Annotated in this window: 17 protein-coding genes and 1 pseudogene; 4 read left to right on the forward strand and 14 right to left on the reverse strand. The window is 39.8% G+C overall.

The annotated features are described in order from the left end of the window. Nucleotides 1-134: 134 nt before the first annotated feature. The 4 genes from FBQ94_RS00890 to FBQ94_RS00905 all read right to left on the reverse strand — a co-directional run bounded on the left by FBQ94_RS00890 (nt 135) and on the right by FBQ94_RS00905 (nt 1,879). Entirely contained in the window at nt 135-272 is a 138-nt protein-coding gene (locus tag FBQ94_RS00890) for a hypothetical protein (protein ID WP_285441929.1), read from the reverse strand. A 222-nt stretch (nt 273-494) separates the two neighbouring features. Next, on the reverse strand, nt 495-1,202 hold the full coding sequence (locus FBQ94_RS00895; protein WP_007220393.1) for a hypothetical protein: 708 nt from the start codon (nt 1,200-1,202) through the stop codon (nt 495-497). Between the two features lie 62 nt (nt 1,203-1,264). Further along, nucleotides 1,265-1,411: a hypothetical protein gene (locus tag FBQ94_RS00900; RefSeq protein WP_285441930.1), complete on the reverse strand. Its 147-nt coding sequence runs from the start codon at nt 1,409-1,411 to the stop codon at nt 1,265-1,267. A gap of 108 nt (nt 1,412-1,519) precedes the next feature. Next, a complete protein-coding gene (locus tag FBQ94_RS00905) occupies nt 1,520-1,879 on the reverse strand; it encodes a hypothetical protein (protein ID WP_007220392.1) in 360 nt (119 codons plus the stop codon). A 712-nt stretch (nt 1,880-2,591) separates the two neighbouring features. Here FBQ94_RS00905 and cysC point away from each other — a divergent pair. Then, complete coding sequence (gene cysC / locus FBQ94_RS00910; protein WP_007220391.1) at nt 2,592-3,206, forward strand: adenylyl-sulfate kinase; 615 nt, start codon at nt 2,592-2,594, stop codon at nt 3,204-3,206. A 241-nt stretch (nt 3,207-3,447) separates the two neighbouring features. On the opposite strand, the gene FBQ94_RS00915 is transcribed toward cysC, so the two are convergent. Together FBQ94_RS00915 and FBQ94_RS00920 are read right to left on the reverse strand one after the other, a co-directional pair. Then, nucleotides 3,448-5,082 (reverse strand): hypothetical protein, encoded by a 1,635-nt coding sequence (locus tag FBQ94_RS00915; RefSeq protein WP_007220390.1) that lies wholly within the window; start codon nt 5,080-5,082, stop codon nt 3,448-3,450. Nucleotides 5,083-5,357: 275 nt separating this feature from the next. Then, on the reverse strand, nt 5,358-5,951 hold the full coding sequence (locus FBQ94_RS00920; RefSeq protein WP_007220389.1) for a hypothetical protein: 594 nt from the start codon (nt 5,949-5,951) through the stop codon (nt 5,358-5,360). Between the two features lie 604 nt (nt 5,952-6,555). Between FBQ94_RS00920 and FBQ94_RS00925 the strand changes: the two genes are divergently transcribed. Next, nucleotides 6,556-7,851 (forward strand): hypothetical protein, encoded by a 1,296-nt coding sequence (locus tag FBQ94_RS00925; RefSeq protein ID WP_007220388.1) that lies wholly within the window; start codon nt 6,556-6,558, stop codon nt 7,849-7,851. A gap of 294 nt (nt 7,852-8,145) precedes the next feature. Next, nucleotides 8,146-8,715 (forward strand): OsmC family protein, encoded by a 570-nt coding sequence (locus tag FBQ94_RS00930; protein ID WP_007220387.1) that lies wholly within the window; start codon nt 8,146-8,148, stop codon nt 8,713-8,715. Nucleotides 8,716-8,745: 30 nt separating this feature from the next. On the opposite strand, the gene FBQ94_RS00935 is transcribed toward FBQ94_RS00930, so the two are convergent. The 8 genes and pseudogenes from FBQ94_RS00935 to FBQ94_RS00970 form a co-directional block, all read right to left on the reverse strand. Beyond that, nucleotides 8,746-9,153 (reverse strand): bacteriohemerythrin, encoded by a 408-nt coding sequence (locus FBQ94_RS00935; RefSeq protein ID WP_007220386.1) that lies wholly within the window; start codon nt 9,151-9,153, stop codon nt 8,746-8,748. A gap of 118 nt (nt 9,154-9,271) precedes the next feature. Then, entirely contained in the window at nt 9,272-9,736 is a 465-nt protein-coding gene (locus FBQ94_RS00940) for a thioredoxin fold domain-containing protein (protein WP_502872681.1), read from the reverse strand. A gap of 15 nt (nt 9,737-9,751) precedes the next feature. Further along, nucleotides 9,752-9,931 (reverse strand): thioredoxin domain-containing protein, encoded by a 180-nt coding sequence (locus FBQ94_RS00945; protein ID WP_007220384.1) that lies wholly within the window; start codon nt 9,929-9,931, stop codon nt 9,752-9,754. 196 nt (nt 9,932-10,127) lie between these two features. Continuing rightward, a pseudogene (locus tag FBQ94_RS00950) lies at nt 10,128-11,122 on the reverse strand (AvaI/BsoBI family type II restriction endonuclease). Next, nucleotides 11,095-12,522 (reverse strand): DNA methyltransferase, encoded by a 1,428-nt coding sequence (locus FBQ94_RS00955; RefSeq protein WP_007220382.1) that lies wholly within the window; start codon nt 12,520-12,522, stop codon nt 11,095-11,097. The pseudogene FBQ94_RS00950 and the gene FBQ94_RS00955 overlap by 28 nt, the downstream one beginning before the upstream one ends. A 416-nt stretch (nt 12,523-12,938) precedes the next feature. Continuing rightward, complete coding sequence (locus FBQ94_RS00960; RefSeq protein WP_007220381.1) at nt 12,939-13,631, reverse strand: MT-A70 family methyltransferase; 693 nt, start codon at nt 13,629-13,631, stop codon at nt 12,939-12,941. Next, nucleotides 13,615-14,205 carry a BglII/BstYI family type II restriction endonuclease gene (locus tag FBQ94_RS00965; RefSeq protein ID WP_040543201.1) on the reverse strand — a complete coding sequence of 197 codons (591 nt, stop codon included), beginning with the start codon at nt 14,203-14,205 and terminating at the stop codon, nt 13,615-13,617. The genes FBQ94_RS00960 and FBQ94_RS00965 overlap by 17 nt, the downstream gene beginning before the upstream one ends. 84 nt (nt 14,206-14,289) lie before the next feature. Beyond that, the gene (locus FBQ94_RS00970; protein ID WP_007220379.1) at nt 14,290-17,046 is read right to left on the reverse strand and encodes a DEAD/DEAH box helicase; all 2,757 of its coding nucleotides are present in this window, start codon (nt 17,044-17,046) and stop codon (nt 14,290-14,292) included. Between the two features lie 202 nt (nt 17,047-17,248). Between FBQ94_RS00970 and FBQ94_RS00975 the strand changes: the two genes are divergently transcribed. Then, nucleotides 17,249-18,394: a Fic family protein gene (locus tag FBQ94_RS00975; RefSeq protein ID WP_007220378.1), complete on the forward strand. Its 1,146-nt coding sequence runs from the start codon at nt 17,249-17,251 to the stop codon at nt 18,392-18,394. The last annotated feature ends 39 nt before the right edge of the window (nt 18,395-18,433 follow it).

Genomic DNA, 18,433 nt, shown 5'->3' on the forward strand with positions numbered 1-18,433 from the left:
TTTTATCTCAACCGTTCGTAAACAATCCCGAAAGATCATAGAGGCCATTGGAACTATATTTAGCGGTTCTCCATTCATCCCGGTTTATGGATAAACGTGTCAAAGAACAAGAAACTTACCCAAAAATTTATTCGCTATTTATGCTGTTTTTGTAAAACTACCTGAGTAGTTACCCGTTCCTCAGTAAATCCCGCCCGAAGCATTTTGTCTTTGAAACACAAAAGACATTCCTCGAGCCTTAGCGGTAAAGAGGGTGTTACTTTGTCTGCCATAGTCATTACTCCTAGAAAAATTTGGAAAGTAAAATTACTCTAGAAGCAATGTGCTACTCTTGAGGTAGCATCCGCTACTTTTGAGGTAGCAAATTAAATAAATTTTAAGTGCTTTGGTATGTAGGTGTTTACAATTTGACTTGTGGTATGAAAATAAAAAATGCTACTTAAGAGGTAGAGGGTCTTACCTAAAAAGTAGCATTTATTAAGGTGTTTTAGCGTTTAATATCCCACTGAATGGGTTTTGCGGGTTTGTAAGACAGGGTGTTTTCCTGTGTTAACCGAACTATTCAAATGCTTCCAAAGGTCGTTATTGTATTTCTTGATATTGTCCAGTGCGTCTTTAATGTTCTTACTGACTCGCTTACGGAGTTTTTCGTTACAGTCTGTAAGTAATTTTTTAACGGTTATATTCTCGTCAAATACATCTATCTCATGGAAGTCATCCTGTTCTTTCTGCCTCGATTTAAAACTATCTCGAATAGCCTGGAATTGCTCTTTATTCACCGCATGCATTACCTCATGAAGATAGAAATCCCTATCCTTGTTCTCTAACAGGTAAGCGATATACTCAAATCCTGTACGGTGATTAATCCTGATAGGTTTGCTGTTATATTGAATCGTCCAGGAATCACCTTCTTTATGAAATACATTTCCTGAGATAGTGTCTTGTCCGTTAGATTTGCTTTGCTTCTTTGGTATGCCTTGTGTCTTTAGTTCAAGCTTGTCCAGATGGCTTTTATGTTCTTCTTCTAAATACAACTCAACCCTTTTTCGGCATAGATCATCCATCAGGCTATTACATGAACCAATAGATTCAGGGCTGGCGCTGACAGCATCACACCATAAATGCTTTGCATCACGCCAGGAAACAATAGGCTTACTGTCTCTGATTATGGAAAAGGAAATTAGACGGCAAATTATCCACATACCACTTGATAAAATTGTTATACTCCCTCTCTCGATAAGATTCGTCTTTGCCGTCAGGGTGTCTAAAACTTACCTTTTCCCTTTAACTCTGCTGGAATCACGCATCCTAGGGACACAGAAACAGGAGACACAAAGGGTTTGGTCTTGGTGATGTATTCATAATATCCCAGATATATGCTGGCAAGGTTTTCTTTTGCAGGTTCTGGCATGTGTTATTCCTCTAAAAATAACTCTCTAAAAGAATGAATTAACGGCAGGATGTTAGAGGGCATCTTTTTTCGGGTCTAGATTCCCTAGCCGTTAATTATGGGAATATATTACTTCTGATCTGTTCTTAGCGTCATCAGCATTTGGATAATAGCATCTAGTCTCTGGTTTAGTGCTCCTATCTCTGTTCTTAATTGACCGATTTCTGCCTTTACTTCGCTTCTTAACTGCCCTATTTCCCCCCTTACGCTGCCAATATCGCTTTTTACCTCGCTTCTTAACTGTCCGATCTCATTTCTTACGCTTCCAATATCAGTATCAATCTTTTGGACAATATATCGAAAGTCATCCTCTTGTTTCTTTTTTACTTCATCGATCTTCTGGATAAGTTCTGTAGTTCTTTCATCCACTACCTGGTAGACTAACTCAAGTGTTACCTTCTTTAAGGTATGCTTTATAATCCCCTTCATAGTTTCTTTCCCCTTGAAAATACAAAGGCTAACCACAAACGGTCATGGCGCTGTGGTTAGCCTTTATTGCAGGTGTATAAAACACCCACGTTATTACCGTCTCGTAATGACCATGACTCATTACAAGCATCTTTTCTATTTATGTTACTATAAATTTTCCACCATTCAATAGTTATTTTTCACCTCACACCCTGCCACCACTTGGCTTATCAGACATCCCCGCATCCAACCTTTTATTCGGTCATGCATGCGCACAAGTAGAGGCAAGGCAAGCTCATCACACAATCCCCAGGAATGTTATCGCAGTCCCTAAACCATGTGCAAGGGTGCTTGCCTTGATTTCTCGACCCTGCTCGAAAAGGGTGCAGTAGAGGAATAGGGTTAAAAGGCATTCGGTATATCAGGTTTTATGTCGTACTTATGTCAGTACCTAATCGTAAAAACATATCAAAACTGGTAAATACAAGCGAGAATTAAATTCCCTTGAAAGCCTTGAGAATGCTGGGCAAATCGGAAGCAATAAGAATACATAAGAAATCACCAAAACACCTAAAAATGGCCTGGAAATTACATAGAGAAATTTGAGATAACTCTGCGTAAATGAGAAAAAAATTGCATTTCAAGACCGGTTCTTATAATATAGAAATTTAAAAAAACAGTTCTCTATTATTTCCCCTGTTAGTTTCGGTTTACTACATAAAAAGGAGACGGTATGGCAGTGCAAAAATCCACCAATATTAAATGGCATCATGGTAAAATTGCAAAAGAGGACAGAATAAAGTTATTAAAGCAAAAGGGGGTGACCATATGGCTGACAGGTCTGTCGGGGTCAGGGAAGTCAACCATTGCTGTTGAGCTTGAACATGCCCTTGTTGAGAATAAACATCTGGCATACATACTCGATGGTGATAATATACGCCATGGCTTGAATAAAAATCTTGGTTTCTCGCCTGAAGACCGTTCTGAGAATATTCGCCGCATAGGCGAGGTTGCAAAGCTATTTACCGATGCGAACGTAATAACAATAACAGCGTTTATATCGCCATACAGACAAGACAGAGATAACGCCAGAAAACTGCTGAAAGAGGGAGAATTTATAGAGATCTACATAAAATGTCCTCTTGAAGTTTGTGAGCAGCGTGATACAAAAGGGCTCTATAAAAAAGCGCGTGAGGGTACAGTTAAGGAATTTACCGGCATATCAGCGCCCTACGAGGAACCCTTAAATCCTGAACTAACAATTGATACATCAAAAATGTCAATTGAAGAGTCGACGAGGGCTGTACTAAATTATCTTGAAGAGAAGGGGTATGTAAGTTTTGGTTGATTCTATAGTACCCTCTGTATGAAACCAGATATACCGCATTCAACCCCGAAGGGATGACTCTCAACGCAGATTCTCTTATGTCACCCCTTCGGGATTTAAGGGTTTTTTTCTGCTTTTTCTGTAATCATAACATCCCTACGGGATTAAGCAGAGACACGACATCTTGCGTCTCCAAAATAAGGAGGGTGAATCGCTACTTTACTCAATAGATACGATCTGACAAAGCACTTTCTGAGCGGCCTTATACATTTGTACTCAGTGCCTCATCCGTGAAATTCTTTGGATTTTTTGTGTGACCATGCTTTGTTATGTTGTTCTGGTATGATAGCTCATAATCAGTCAAAATCTCATAGAACATGTCCGGATTTTTTTCTTTTAACTCGATCATATAATCAAGAAATTTGAGGATACCGTCGCTTAAGATTTTTTTTACCTTTTTCATTAATAAGCGCTGCTTTTGTGCTTCGTGAATGAAGAGTTTGTCTGGATTCGTTTGTTTGAATAATTTAACATCTTCGATGAAGTGCAAGATATAAATCATGTTCTCAAAGTTGGAATCTATATCGCGAAATATTGCCCGCTCCATAAATTCATAAAACACATGATACGTTGAAACGTATTCCATAATGATAGCTTCCATCGCTTCTAATGATACATATTCGATGTGATGAGCATCATTGCGCATGTGCCTTAATTCTTCCGGGCTTGCGTTTTTGATTTTTGATATGGTTATTATAGGAAATTTGAGCGCATGGAAATGATTCAGAAAGAGATTGCGCATCTTTGATCGGAACAGGTAACCTTTTACATGCATTAATTTTTTCAATTTCTCTGCCTTCTCTTTTTTCTCCAATAACTTTTCAATTAACAAAGCGCCTAGCAGGATTTCAAGGGGGATGGCCGCTACATGCAAGATAAATTCAATATGTGTCTGATAATGAACAAAGAGAAACAGTGCAGAGACGGATACCAAAGAAACATATAACCATGCTTTTTTAGTAAAATTTCCCAAAAATCTTGCAATATTCCACGAGGTGCTTTCTATGTGCCTAGATTGTTCAATGGCAGTTTTTTTGTACATCTCCAGAAGGTTCGATTGTGTTGCGATCAGTGATCTCAGCTTTTCTGCCTCCGTAATCTCGTTTTTATCAATAACAAAAATCTTTTCTGATACAAAAGGTAATACGGCCATCCTCACATTCAATGCAATGCCTTTGAACATGTCAGCGGTATCACGGGGAATCTTTGTTTTAGAAAATAAAATTAGCGAAAATAAATTTCCCGTGGGCAACATACCTCCAAATCCCAATGCAGACTTAATTCCGAATGGAACTACAAATTCATGCTGAGCAGGAATATAGGGACTTCCAATGGCGTCAGGCACATAATATACATTGAAAATCTTACTTTCTAACTCAATTGCAAGACTTGGATCGGGATTCAATATATTGGTAACCCCTATCCCTAGCTGATAAATAAATTGATAAACCATCAGGTTTTGCTTTAGCATTTGTTCATTCAGCAGAGGAAGTACCCGGTGTTCTTTCGAAAGTTTTATCGAATTCCATTCAGGTTGTATTCCCGCAGTGGCCATAAGAATCAGGCATTTCATTTCTTGCGGAGCGGTCTGTCCATGGAGCGCCTTATCAGTCAATTGGCGCAGTTCACTATCAAGGCTTGCGTAAGGATATGTCATGAAAAAACGGACGAGAGCGCAGGATTTTTCACCTGTTTGTTTATCGATAAGATGGTCGTATAAATAGCGAACCATCAAGTTGGTTAATTCTTCTATGTTCTTCGCTTTTGACTCAAATTGCTGCAATGCATCTCCACAATTTGTCATGTCCTGTAAGGCAAATTTTGTTAAATCATACATAGTTTTATTAACCTGCTATTTTATATTTTTGCTGTGAAAAAATATTACCATAAGAAGAAAGCTATACCAAAACACTAAATTGAGTATCAGCAGGAACGGAAATGTTGCATAATGATATTCGTTAGGACTGAACACGAGACAGGACTGTTTAACCTATTACATTATAAGCATAAGCATACCGAAAATATCCAGAACGTCTTCAACCAGGCTAGTTGTTGCTGCGCCTGTGTTAATATTGGTGGAATTTGATACCGGTGTCCTGCAATCGCGCCGGGTTAAATACCTCCTTCCCGTTTCCTCATGAATTCATTGATTTTTTCACGTATTATTTTAGCTTCATCCTTGCCGAGAATGAGTTCTGCAAAGTCAGTGGCAATCTCTGCTGCCTGATCTGAGGAAACACCCCTAACCTTTGAAATCTTCCAACTGCCATCCTCTACCACTAATGTGCACTCTCCTGGTTTTTCCTTTACCGGTAATCCACCATGCTGTAAAAGGAACTTTATACCCTCAGGGTCTTGTGTAACCCGCAGGGTTTCTTCCATGTCCGGAATAATAGACTGGGTTTTTACGAAAGCGGTAGTATCACGTATTGATGTATCTACTATCTCCTGTTGTACTGCACTATGGGCAAGATCAATAACCTCCGTTAGCTTTGGCGGCGTTATCTTTCTTACATATTTTATAAGCTCCAGCCAATCGATAATGGTAGTATCGGTTTTCGAGATGTAGGAATAGGCTGTATCGTAGTTGTTGTTCCTTACCGCCTCAAGGTATTTCTCTACTACTGCTTTCGGAGAGTCCTGGGCGTAGCTAAATCCGGAAAAGGCAATTATGGTAATAATAAGAATTGGAGTTATTTTTCTCATGTTTTTTTACCTCGTAATAGTTTTAATGTTTATCATTATATAGGGCAAGGCTAAAGCCTCGCCCTACATTGTTACTGCTATAAGGCAGCCTTATTTATTGTATAACAAATTTTATCATCTTTTGCCGATTTTATCATGCAAAATATCTTGAAACCAATGGTAGTTATGTAAAGTTAAAATAGGCCTTCAGCGACTTTGTTTGTGATCAGACGTAGGGGCGAAGCATTTGCCGTTATTGGCCTAAAATGCTATGTATACTCTGAACGGCAAATGCTTCGTCTCTACACCAAATATTGAAATTCCTATACATTGAATTAAGCAAAGCAAACTCAACAGCAAGAATTTGCAGAGCAGTGAAAGCGGGGATATAATCAGGCGATAGGTAAATTTCCCAATTTATGATACGGGTATTCCATATTGTTTTGGTGAGCAATTTGCTAGGTTATATAACAATAAGCAACTTTAATGAGAGGAGGTTTGGTTCAATAATAGGATAAAGGACCGCTGCCAATTGATCCATACTTTAGCTTCGAAGATAGCTTTTTATATCTCTGTTTTATGTTAAGTGTCCCAACAGTGAATAGTAAACGAAAAGGAGGTTCTTATGGAGAAAGCAACTGTACCCCCGGGTTTCCAGGATATGCTTGGTTTCGGTCTCATTGAGGCCCTGTTAGGTCGCCGTTCCCGGCGGTTTTTTCTGGGTGCGGAGATTCCTGATGGCGTATTTGCTTACAAGTCGCGACATTCTTCCATACCTCTCTCTGAATTGGAGAAACTTCTTGTGGTGGCTGCATGCGGCACCAATACAAGCTGGCACGATATGATTTGTCGCGCTCGTCGGTATGCGCCGTTCCTATCAAATTATACCGGTGCGGCTGGCGGCCGTACCTTTCCTTCATCGGCGGGTTTTCATACGAGCATGACTTTCTTCACAGATGACGAAGGAGTGTATGTGCTGGATATCCGTGATGCCCCGGCCTTTGCTGAAAGGGAAGAGGACGGTAGTCTTGAACCCGAAGGGATTCTTCATGTTCTGAAGAGTTACATCAGAAAAATTCAGGATGGTCGGCTTGGCTTACCACCGGTAGTACCGTATACAGAGGCGCATAATACCTGGGTTGCCAATCACCCGGGAACGCTTCTCGTTATCCCTGTTGGAGACCTCGCGCAGCACGTTCTCCTCGTTCTTTGCTATATGCTGCAAAATGGCCTCGTCCTTACGGATGACATACATAGGTGTTCCATTCCAGGGGTGGAAAGGTTTAAAAACATTGTAGACGTAAACAATGTCTGGCCTTTGACGTTTGTGGAGCAATGGTCCCTTGCCGAACTCACGGCTGAACTGTCGACGAGTTGCTACGCTGGTACCCTTATATTGCAGGCAATGGGTCTGGGAGGCTGGATGTTCAACGGCCTTGACCCCTTCAGTGTGCTTGGTACAAACAGCAGTGCAGGTGTTCCCGGCCTGGGATTTCGATACGATTCAGATAAGCGCTGGCCTTATCCTAATCCTACCGGCTTAGAGGGCGTTATGGAAGGTTTCTGTCCTCCTCATTATCAGGATATGCGTGCAGCCGTAGAGGCAATATGTAAGCGCAAGTTTGGTCCCGGCGGTCCATTTCATCCCGATACATCCGGTCTCTGGAAAGACTCTGGGAAGGTGCGGTCTGCCGCCCAGGTACACAGTGAGGAGTTCAGGGAGTGTGTGGCCTGGCAGGCCCAATATGTCTTTGATACTTTCGGCAAATTTCCGGGTACGGTACCATCGATCTTTGTTATTACCTACCTGCAGGCGCATCATTTGGATCTGGAATTTTATGATACGTTCTATAAGCCTGGGGCATATTTGAAAACCCATGCTACGCATATGGCCTGTTGGCATCCTCATGGCCCCGTCTGATTCATTCGTGATTTACTCATGAGGAAAAAAACCGAAGGCCTCATGTATTTTGAGTGATAATTAAAAATAAAATATATTTGATTCATACAGATATTCATGATAATTTAAAAATTAATCTGAGTAATTACCAGTAAACGAGAAGTGCCCCTTCAATAAATGTCTTCTCTAAAAATCCGCTTTGATGCAGTAACAGGGAAAAAAGCACACGTTTGGTCAAGCAAGTACTTTCAATAAACGGCATTCTCATGCCACTGAAGCCGGGTTTCATTTTTACGATTTAGGAGGTAAGCTAAGATGACAGAACAAAAAACCATATCAGAGCAAAAAGTAATAAATGGAGTAAACGTTAGCATGATTGAGGATACGGTCAATGCCATAAAAGGCAATCCTGAGCTTGCTAAATTCAAATTTCATATAAATAACAAATGGATCAACGGCGGTCATAATCGCTCGACTGTCAAGGATTTTTACGGCGCTAATAAAAATATTCCTCACAATAAACCATTTACCTTAGAGGCGGACGAACCTCCCGTTCTTGCAGGAGAAGATCTTGGCGCTAATCCTGTGGAACACCTTCTTAATGCACTGGCAGCCTGTCTGACTTCAACTATGGTCTACCATGCTGCTATTCGGGGTATCAAATTGGATGAGATAGAATCGGAGCTGGAGGGTGATATTGACCTTCGGGGCTTTTTGGGATTATCAAATGAAGTCAGGAAAGGTTACGAGAACATACGGGTTAACTTTAAAGTAAAGACAGACGCTGAAAATGTAGAAAGACTAAAGGCATTAAGTAAGTTATCGCCCGTGTTTGATGTTACTTCCCATGGGACGAATGTTACTGTCCAAATAGAGAAGAAATAAACAACTGTGGTATGCAGGAATTGATTTTAATTACTTTAGTCCTCTCTCGTTGAAAAACTTTTTGTACTTCATATCATCTTTCAGTATATGGTTCGTCCACCACGATTTTAAATACGTGAATATTGCTATCGGGACTGCCGTATTGTGGATCATCGTTTCCATACAAAAATCAACAGTTTTTCTCTTAAATTCCTGATGTTGTTTTTTTTGTAATGAATACTCCGGATAACCATATTCGAGCATATAGTGTTCTTCTTTGTTAAAATGATCAGTGGCGTACCGGGTCATTTTTGTTAATGTATCCGAGATAATTTCTGAATCGACTTTTGTATCATTCATCTCAATTAAGGTGTTTACCATGATGATGATTTGTTTATGTTGTTCATCAAGGTCCCGAACGCCGACACTAAAACTTTCGTCCCATAGTATTTTTTCCATTTCAATATTTTACAGAATTTTCATGAATAAATTCAAGATACTTCATAAAACCGATTCTCTGTTACTGTTAGATTTACAGCTTGTATTTTGTTGTATCTTGCATAGAATCGTACCCTATTTACTCCTTTTCACATGAGATCGCCCCTGACACCTTCCTTGCCCATATGCTGCCCGGATAATGCTCTTGTATTTTTTTCCACGCATTGATTTCTGTGCTTACATCATTGGTGAGTTGAAAATCAACAACACCAACCCAATATTGAGCTTCCGGGGCAATATCGCTTTGCGGGTATTTTTCCACTACGCTGGTGAATTGTATTTTTGCTGCTTTCAGATCCTGCTTTTCTAAAGCCATTTTAGCGATCCCAAACTCTAGCTGAGGGATAAATTCATCAGGCGGTAAGAAGCCATTAAACCGATGATAGTCTGTACCGTTCAAATCCAGAACTATCACCGTTGGCGCCCAGAGGAGCCGATAGGTATTTTTAATATCGGGGTTCGTTTGTATATTATATCGTACAGGAATAAAATGTTTATTGATATAGTCAATAACTGCGGGATGAGGATACGTCACGGTATCCAGAGATTCACAGCTTGCTCAGCCGATCATAAAAATATCGAGAAGAATTGGTTTTCCGGTTGTCTTTGCTTTAGCAATTGCTTCATCAAGTCCCTTTTCCCACTGAATCACTGCCGGGATTTCCTTTCCATCAGCAAAAGCGAGAGAAATAAAGGGCGTGGCTAACAAGGTAAAATTCAGTAAGATATTTTTTAACATAAGATACTCCTTTTTATAAACAGAGATATATAAAATATTCTGACTCAAGGCGAACTCTATCTTGAGTTTGATTATCAAACAATTTATTTAGACCGCAAGTATCGGGCGAAATTTTCATAAATACTATTCAAAATTATCTTGCCATATTAAGTTGTTGAGGTCAACTTTGTTTGACCATCCTAAATATTTTTAAGCTTTATAGATTACACAGCCAACGTGATAAAGATGCTATTTGGTTATCATCGGTTAAGTTTGCGGCATTGGTAAGTATGTCTTTTTTCACAGATACCAGATTTCTGTTGCCATTTTTGATTCTATGGCTGCCCCTATAAAGAAAAGATAAGGTTTGTGTCTGGACTTTGCAAATGCATCTTGAATCCTGCTGAGCGCTGTCCATGCAGTCTTCCAGTGTTCATCAGCGCCAGCAGGGTCTATTCCTCCTTTTAGTTCTCCAAGTGCAATATACGCATGAGGAGAATTTGTTGTATCTTTGCCAATTTTCTTATTAGAAAAGTTTTTTGGCGCACAATTGAATAAACACAAGTCAATATTGTTGCCAACGATGGGTACGAATAAATTAAAGAGTGCTGTACGGCTTTCATTATCTTTTTTCCAACTGATTCCTTTTACAAATATTTCAATTTCTGCATCATTCTCTGACATAGGTATCCATGTATTTGTTTCAGAATGAAGCAACTCATATGATTTGCCAGCAATCTTGAGTGCAGAAATGATAGACCGAGTCAACTTCCGCTGGGCTAAAACCCCACCGATGTTCCGCATTGAGCCGTCCAAGGTATCTCCACGTATCAGCAAAAATCTGAAAACGAGTTCTTCAACAAACTTTTTTCCTGCTGGCTCAAGAAAATTATCAATTAGCCCTTTTATTGCTTCTTCCTTATCCTTTGACAGTAGATGGTTGTTTGCCTTATCTGATACACCGGCAGCAGTTAATAGGGCTGATTGTATATCAGGAATGTTAAGCAAATCAGACGGTGTTTTAGCAGTTGAAGCGGCAACTTTTAATGCCCTTGCTTCTTCAACATACGGAGTAGCCTGTCTGTTCTTCTCTAAGGCCTGTGCTACAAAACCTGCACGGACAGCCTCATACGTGGTCTCAAGGTCTTTGCTCGACTTTACATGCGGCAGATTCGACCTGCGCATCAGGTTCTTCTCCAAACATAAACACACTTTCGGAGCAATTCGCGTCCGTGCTTGCCCATCTGTTGACTGCTATTCCCTTTGCCATTAGGTAATACTAAGATCTTTTCTATCTGAAACCCCAACTTCTCTGCAATGTTGGAAAGTATCATATCTACTGAAATACCGGCTCCCGCATATCGAACGTTATCGTTCACCATAAATAAAAGAGACTTAGGTTTTATTACTCTTGAACATTCAGCGATTATACAAGCTATCTCATAAAAATAGCCTCGAACCATTCTGGGAATACCATTATTATTGAGCATACCTTGTGCTTTTTGATCATCTAAGTATTTCAAGATGGACTGTAGCAGTTCTTGATGATCAGCAACAGTAATGGCCTCTAACCACTGTGGATTTATCTTTAGCAAGTCTTTGGCACGGTTTTCAACCGTGCAGCTAAGCATGTGTTGCCGGAGATGTACTAATCCTTTTTCACTTGTCCCATGTAAGGCAAGTTCTAAAGCGTACGTGCGTGTGTAATCGTATCGATTACAATATGGAGGTGAAGTAATAATTGCATCATACGTATTTGTGGGAATAATCGGCAAGATATCAAGACATGAACCACTATAGAGATGGATCGTACCGTGTGAATGTTTTGAGGTAAAAAGTGTTTTCTGTTTTCCTCTGGTTTGTAAGTCAAAAATGATCTCATCTATTTTATCGCAAATAGCCTTCGTAAAGCTGAGAATAGTTCCTTTATTGAATGGTTTTTTACCCTGTCGTCTACCAGACCGGTAATCCCAGCGTAGATATTGACCATCTTTGCGTGTATAGCTCACCGATTCCAAAATGCACGATAAAGCAAATTGCAAAACTGTTCGAATGCGTTCATTCTCTTGTTCGCATGCGCCTGAGTATTTTTCGATTGCTTCTTTTGTTTGTTCTGGATATGCGCCTTTCGTAATGCGTAATTCGTTCAGTGGTATTCGTAACTTAGATTTTTCCCATGGTTGTTCGAGCAACCACCGTTTAAGGGTATTAAAATCATCTTGTGTGAAGTCTAACGCTAGTATTTTTTTCGTGTTGATTATTTGTTGGCCAATCGGCAACAATTCGATTCCATCTGCGTTTATTCCTTGTGCACTAGCGGCAAACAAAGAAGTTCCGCTGCCGGCAAATGGATCCAGCATTGTGCCATTAACGATATTGTACTTTTCAAGCAGATATTCGACTAAGGAAGCGGAGAACGCTTCTTTGTATTTATACCATCGGTAAACTTCTCTATTCTTATTGGCCTGAAAACTAACGATTGAACGGGACAAACAAAGGTCAAGGTGAAATTTGTCCTTGAAGTAATGATATAACTCTCGATCAAGGTGTTCAACCTTGCTCAGAGCTATCGATTGTTTAAATGCATTAACATTTTTAGACTGCGTTAGCATACGAAAACACTTTCTTCTGTATAGTATGCAGCATTATGTAATCTAAATAAAATAATACGGTATGCCATATTTGATGTTAGATTTCGTTTCGATTAATCCAATCTTACGAGCTATTTTTTCTTTCGATTGATTGTTTTTTTTCTTTGCAAATAGTGAAGCATAATATTCTGAATCTTTACCAATATAGGTGCATATGCCTTCAAAATTAGAAGCCGCCCTTGGAGGCTATTTTTTTGTAAGCCATTTTGATATTCGTTTTTCAACTTCTTCGTGGGGTATTCCTTTTCCCTCATCCAGTTCCTTTAATCCAGCATCAACCTGTAGCTTGAAATATAATTCTGCCATATATTATCAATAGTGACATTATCAGGCAAGGACTGGATCATCTGAATAACTTGCTGTTTTATTCCTGCCATTTAACACCTCTTTTTGGCTTTACATTGAATTGGTGGTTCGAACAATCTCATCTGAATGGCAGCATGGTCTTTTTTTCGTGCAACTCCATTGAAGCTGTTCTCTTCCATATTTTCGTTTCCCCATTGATTCCATCCTTCTCTCCTAAACCTAGCAAACAATTCCAAGTAAGGGCCAGGCGAACAGCTTTCAACAAGATCGTAAATCTGATCCGGTTTTCGGGAATGTTCCCTCTTCTGAGATGAAATAATGTTTACCTGAGTTCGTCCGGGTTGAAGTGTTCTCATGTGTCCGCGAATACCAAATAGAATGAGTTCTGTAACATTACGAAAATAAAAACCAACCCCTCGGCCGTCAGGACCTCCGTCCTTTCTGATTTTATACCAAATGACATTGGTCTTGTATGTAAAACCCCAACGTTTCATTACTTCAAGACCTTCGGCGAGTAAAGCATTTGGCACCCAGAGATAAAGATGCGAGTTCGCAGCAGCAACTTGAGATACCGGTATCTCACAAATCTCCTCAAGGGTCATCGTTGGATAACGAAGTAACCTTTGGTGTTCAGGAGCCATCTTTCCTGTTCGATTATCGAAACGCCAAGGTGGATCGGCGAGAATGGTAGAATAAAGGTCGTGGATCTTAGATATAAAATCTTGTGCTGCTGTTGGTTGTATAACACTAACAATTTTCTTCATAAAGATTTCTCCTAATGCCAAAAACAAGGAGTGGGCATCCAGCGCCGCCTCCGCCTTGAATTCTCGGAAGAAGCTTAGACATGTGTGTGGTAGAAGCTCCATATGATGCCCCACGGCCAAGGTTATCAAAAATCTCCTGCAATTCATCGCAACGGGTTATTATTACCCCAACGGAAATTGCACGAAGATCAAACAACAAACGGAAGTTGTTCAAATCACGATCAAAGAAAGGATCCTTATTATTCCACTCTATTTCAAGTGCGACACGGTTCTTGAAACAATCAACTTCATGCGTTGGAGATATCATTTCTTTATCATCGACAGTAATTTTTGTATCAAAATTTTTTGGTTTCCATCCTTTTTGAAATAGTTCACAATCGATCCAGTCGGCTACCTTTGACTTTCTTCCTCCTCCAATTGTAATCCAACTCTTTTTTAACTGAAATCGTGTTAAGACATCACATATATCATTATACTCGGACATGAAGTCTTGTCGCAGTATTGCTAAGGCATGGCGCCATTCATGAATTTCACAATGATCTTTGATAAATTTAGGAAACTGGTTTATGGACATTATTTCTATTTACTGGAGAGTTAATGCGCATCAATTGTAAAGATTGACGGTTTGTTTATTGCCTATTATGGTAATCTTTCAGTTTCAAAACGTCAACAACTCAATCAATTCCTTCCTCGAAAATGCCTTGAACACCGCATCGTCTGATTCAACAATAGAATCCATGAGAGTGGCTTTCGTGGTGATCATGGTGTCGATTTTTTCTTCCAGAGTACCCTTGGTGATGAGTTTGAATACCTGGACCCCGCGATTCTGTCCGATACGGTGGACGCGGTCGGTGGCTTGGTCTTCGCGGGCGGCATTCCACCACCGGTCGTAATGGATGACGACTGAGGCAGCAGTGAGGTCGATACCTAAACCGCCTGCCATGAGGCTTCCTAAGAAGACGTTGCAATCAGGATTATTTTGGAATCTGGCGATGACCTTTCCACGGTCTCTGGTATTGCCCCGCAGGGTCTCATATTTGGCGCCAATCTCATGGAGCCAATTACCCATGATGTCCAGCATCTCCAGATATTGAGAGAAGACGACAACCTTTTCTCCCGCCTCGATCGTTTCTTCCATGATCTCCTTAAAAAGTTCAAACTTGCCGGAGGTTGTACCTTTTGGTGTTCTTCCATTCAATATGAGTTTGGGATGATTACAGAGTCGTTTTAGTTTGGTAAGCAGGGCAAAGATATGAATGTATTCTACCGGTTTGCTCTCGTCACGTAATTTCATAATGAGCTTGCTTCCCTGTTCTTTAATTAAGTCTCTGTACATAATGATTTGGATGGGTGATAAAGTACAATACCGTTTCTCTTCAGTTTTGGGAGGTAGCTCGGTCAGGACGTCTTTTTTGAGTCGTCGTAATTTAAAGGGATGGATAATCCTCTTTAATACCTGGCGTTTTTCATCATCCTGATATTTTGTAATGGGATTCTCATAGCGTAACCTGAAATCTTGTATGCTTCCCAAATAACCAGGCATGAGGAAATCGAAGATTGACCATAGCTCTGTTAGCCTGTTTTCAATAGGGGTGCCTGTGAGCGCCAGGCGGTGTTGTGCCTTGAGGGATTTTGTTGCCATACTCATCTGTGTCGTATGGTTCTTGATCTTTTGGGCCTCATCCAATACTATGTAGTTCCATTGAATCTTATTGAGATTTTCCACATCACGGGAAAGGATGCTGTAGGTAGTTAATACAACCGAAGGAAGGTTGTTTGAAAGGAGGATATTTCTTTCTTTCCCATAAAACAGAGCTAAGGTTAATTCAGGGGCGTAGGCCAGAAACTTGGATTGCCAATGATCCAGCACAGAGGTTGGACAGATGATGAGATTTGGTAAACCTGATTCCTTTTGTAAGGCTGCAAGGATCAATGCCATTGCCTGGTGTGTCTTGCCAAGCCCCATTTCATCGGCCAGGATACCATGAAAGTTATTTGTATGCAAAAACCAGAGCCAATCATAACCTGTGCGCTGATAGGCACGCAAATCTCCCTTGTAAGAGGTAACGGATGGCGCAGGCTGCGGTGGAGTAATCCGATCAAAGCTCATCAAAAATTTCTTCGTTTCTTCACATGCGGCGACCTTTACATCCTTGCCACATTCTGCCCTGGCACGCAGATAGCCTAGTTTTGGCATCTTTATCCGTCCATTTTCAATGGCGCCGTTACCACGCTGCCAAAGGTCCATGATATCCTTTGGGATCTCTATATAATCCATGTCCTTTTGGATGCAATGGCCGTTATCGATACATGCGAGAATTTCCGGAAGTGTAATGGTGTGCTTCCCAATTTTATAGGTGGGATCGAGCCAGAGCCAATCTTTATCGCAAACCTCGACCTGCATACAGGAAATATTAGGATTGCGATGAAGTTCAACGCGCTTTAACCGGTCAGAGGGATTAAAAGAGTGTTCAAGGAGCAATTGACGAAAATCGTTTTTCAGAAAGTCAACAACCTCTTTTCCCTTATATATAAGTGGCTTTTCGTTGTTAAAGTAAGGGATAAGATTATGAGGGATAGGCGCAAGATGCCTATAGCTGTTATTATGCCATATCCACTGGGTATTTATTCTCTGCGCGCGTAACTGTTCCCAGAGAAACGTTTGGTTCTTTTTGCCAGAACCTTTCATCTTTAGGATGGGGGATAATTCGATGTGTCCTTGTTCGTTCACATCAGCGTGAAGATGGGGAATGAGGGGAGTCTTGTAGAGCTTTGCCTGAATTACCCGCTCTGATAATTCTATCGTATCAGAACTCCGCATCTCTGTTAATTTCTCAAAAACACGTGGACTTTTTTCCGGTGAGATATGCATCACGGTTTCATCCCCTCCATGAGAGACGAGCTTAAGTTCAAGTTGTGGCCCGCCATTGAGCAAATCTACCTTAAGATTGAAATTATCGAGTTCAGAAAATATTTTACCTAAAATATGCGCAGGATTATCGTGATTATAAAGAGGAAAATTATCATCTGCTGTCAGCTTTAATTTCGGTATTTCAAATGGCAACGGATTGAAACCTGTGCGTTGTCTGGGCGCCAGTAAATGATAAGCATTTTTTTTATCCCGATTTTCAATCCATTGTAATAATGTTGCAACCGTGTGCTTGCATGTTTTTCCTTCAGAGGCGTATAAACAGGTGCATTGTATATCATAGATTTCATCTTCATCAGAAAAGATTTCAACAAGGTAGGGATCTAATTCGCTTCCGGTAACCTCTGCCGTTAATTCTCCATAACAATATTTTATATTGCGGACACGGCCATTCTTGTAATAAAGAAATCCGCGATCGTACACACTACCAGAGGTAATTGATTTAATATAGTTAACAGTAATGGAATCCAAAGCAAAGGTACCCATAACTTATACTCCTGTAATTGAGGTAACGATTTTGAAACTTTTACAACAAAAGTACTACATATATACCATTTTTATGAGTTGAAAGTCAACTAATGGCCTTACATTTCATGCTATGTTTGAAAATAATGGAACTTTTAATAAGTGTTGATATATTAAAAGTTATTTGGTAAACTTTTAATATAAATTTTCTTATTAAAAGTTTATGCATATGATACAAAGAGAAAAAACATTTTTTGCTGGTACCTATAGGCAGCAATACCATTATAAAAGCTTCAGTCCTTCACTCATTAATAAGCCTTTTACATGGTGTGATGAGAAGATTACTCTTCTTTTGGAAGAGGCAGGAAGAATGTTGGGAGAACTGAATGCGTATTCCTCGCTTATTCCAGATGTAAATTTTTTTATTCAAATGCATGTTGTTAAGGAAGCAACTACTTCGAGTCGTATTGAAGGAACCCGCACAGAAATTGATGAAGCGCTATTACCGGAAGAGGAAATCAATCCAGAGAGAAGGGATGATTGGGAGGAAGTGCAAAATTATATAAAAGCTATGAACCATACAGTTAGTGAACTTAATACGTTGCCACTTTCTCTGCGGCTTTTGAAAGAGACTCATAAAATTTTACTTTCGGGTGTAAGAGGAAAACATAAACGTCCTGGTGATATAAGAATAAGCCAGAATTGGATTGGTGGATCAAGTTTGCAAGATGCCTTTTTTATTCCACCTCATCATAATGAGCTTCCTGAATTGTTGAGCGATTTGGAAAAATTTTGGCATAACCAAAATCTCTATATTCCGTATCTAATCAAAATAGCTATGGGCCATTATCAATTTGAGACCATACATCCTTTTTTAGATGGTAATGGAAGGATTGGACGGTTGTTGATTACGTTGCAATTAGTAGAGCGAAAAATTTTACGAAAACCTACTCTTTATCTTTCAGATTTTTTCGAGCGAAATAAAGGATCATACTATGATTCGCTAACATTGGTCCGGTCATCGAATGATATTGAGCAATGGATTAAATTCTTCTTATCCGGGGTTATAGAGACGGCCAAGAATGGGATAATGACCTTTGAGAAAATTATTACATTGCGACAAGATTACGAGGCTAAAATATTAACCCTTGGACGACGTGCAAAAATAGCTCAGGAATTATTGAAGATTTTATTCTCAAGCCCCATTATAAATGCTAATCAAATTGCTGAAAATCTTAACATAACATTTCCTTCCGCTAACGCACTGGTAAAAGATTTTCAACGATTAGGACTTTTTCAGGAAATTACTGGATTTGCCCGTAACCGGTTGTTTGCTTTATCAAAATACCTTGGTTTGTTTAGGCCATAACAGACATATTTGACATGCATATAGTTCATTAAGATAAGA

This window comes from Candidatus Jettenia sp. AMX1 (genome assembly GCF_030263775.1).
GTDB lineage: Bacteria > Planctomycetota > Brocadiia > Brocadiales > Brocadiaceae > Jettenia > Jettenia caeni.

Coding starts and splice junctions, on each gene's coding strand:
- FBQ94_RS00900 (WP_285441930.1), bottom strand. CDS start 1,411: ATGCCAGAACCTGCAAAAGAAAACCTTGCCAGCATATATCTGGGATAT.
- FBQ94_RS00935 (WP_007220386.1), bottom strand. CDS start 9,153: ATGGAAAAAATACTATGGGACGAAAGTTTTAGTGTCGGCGTTCGGGAC.
- FBQ94_RS00965 (WP_040543201.1), bottom strand. CDS start 14,205: ATGTCCATAAACCAGTTTCCTAAATTTATCAAAGATCATTGTGAAATT.
- FBQ94_RS00970 (WP_007220379.1), bottom strand. CDS start 17,046: ATGGGTACCTTTGCTTTGGATTCCATTACTGTTAACTATATTAAATCA.
- FBQ94_RS00890 (WP_285441929.1), bottom strand. CDS start 272: ATGGCAGACAAAGTAACACCCTCTTTACCGCTAAGGCTCGAGGAATGT.
- FBQ94_RS00930 (WP_007220387.1), top strand. CDS start 8,146: ATGACAGAACAAAAAACCATATCAGAGCAAAAAGTAATAAATGGAGTA.
- FBQ94_RS00915 (WP_007220390.1), bottom strand. CDS start 5,082: ATGTATGATTTAACAAAATTTGCCTTACAGGACATGACAAATTGTGGA.
- FBQ94_RS00920 (WP_007220389.1), bottom strand. CDS start 5,951: ATGAGAAAAATAACTCCAATTCTTATTATTACCATAATTGCCTTTTCC.
- FBQ94_RS00945 (WP_007220384.1), bottom strand. CDS start 9,931: ATGTTAAAAAATATCTTACTGAATTTTACCTTGTTAGCCACGCCCTTT.
- FBQ94_RS00925 (WP_007220388.1), top strand. CDS start 6,556: ATGGAGAAAGCAACTGTACCCCCGGGTTTCCAGGATATGCTTGGTTTC.
- FBQ94_RS00895 (WP_007220393.1), bottom strand. CDS start 1,202: ATGTGGATAATTTGCCGTCTAATTTCCTTTTCCATAATCAGAGACAGT.
- FBQ94_RS00960 (WP_007220381.1), bottom strand. CDS start 13,631: ATGAAGAAAATTGTTAGTGTTATACAACCAACAGCAGCACAAGATTTT.
- FBQ94_RS00905 (WP_007220392.1), bottom strand. CDS start 1,879: ATGAAGGGGATTATAAAGCATACCTTAAAGAAGGTAACACTTGAGTTA.
- cysC (WP_007220391.1), top strand. CDS start 2,592: ATGGCAGTGCAAAAATCCACCAATATTAAATGGCATCATGGTAAAATT.
- FBQ94_RS00955 (WP_007220382.1), bottom strand. CDS start 12,522: ATGCTAACGCAGTCTAAAAATGTTAATGCATTTAAACAATCGATAGCT.
- FBQ94_RS00975 (WP_007220378.1), top strand. CDS start 17,249: ATGCATATGATACAAAGAGAAAAAACATTTTTTGCTGGTACCTATAGG.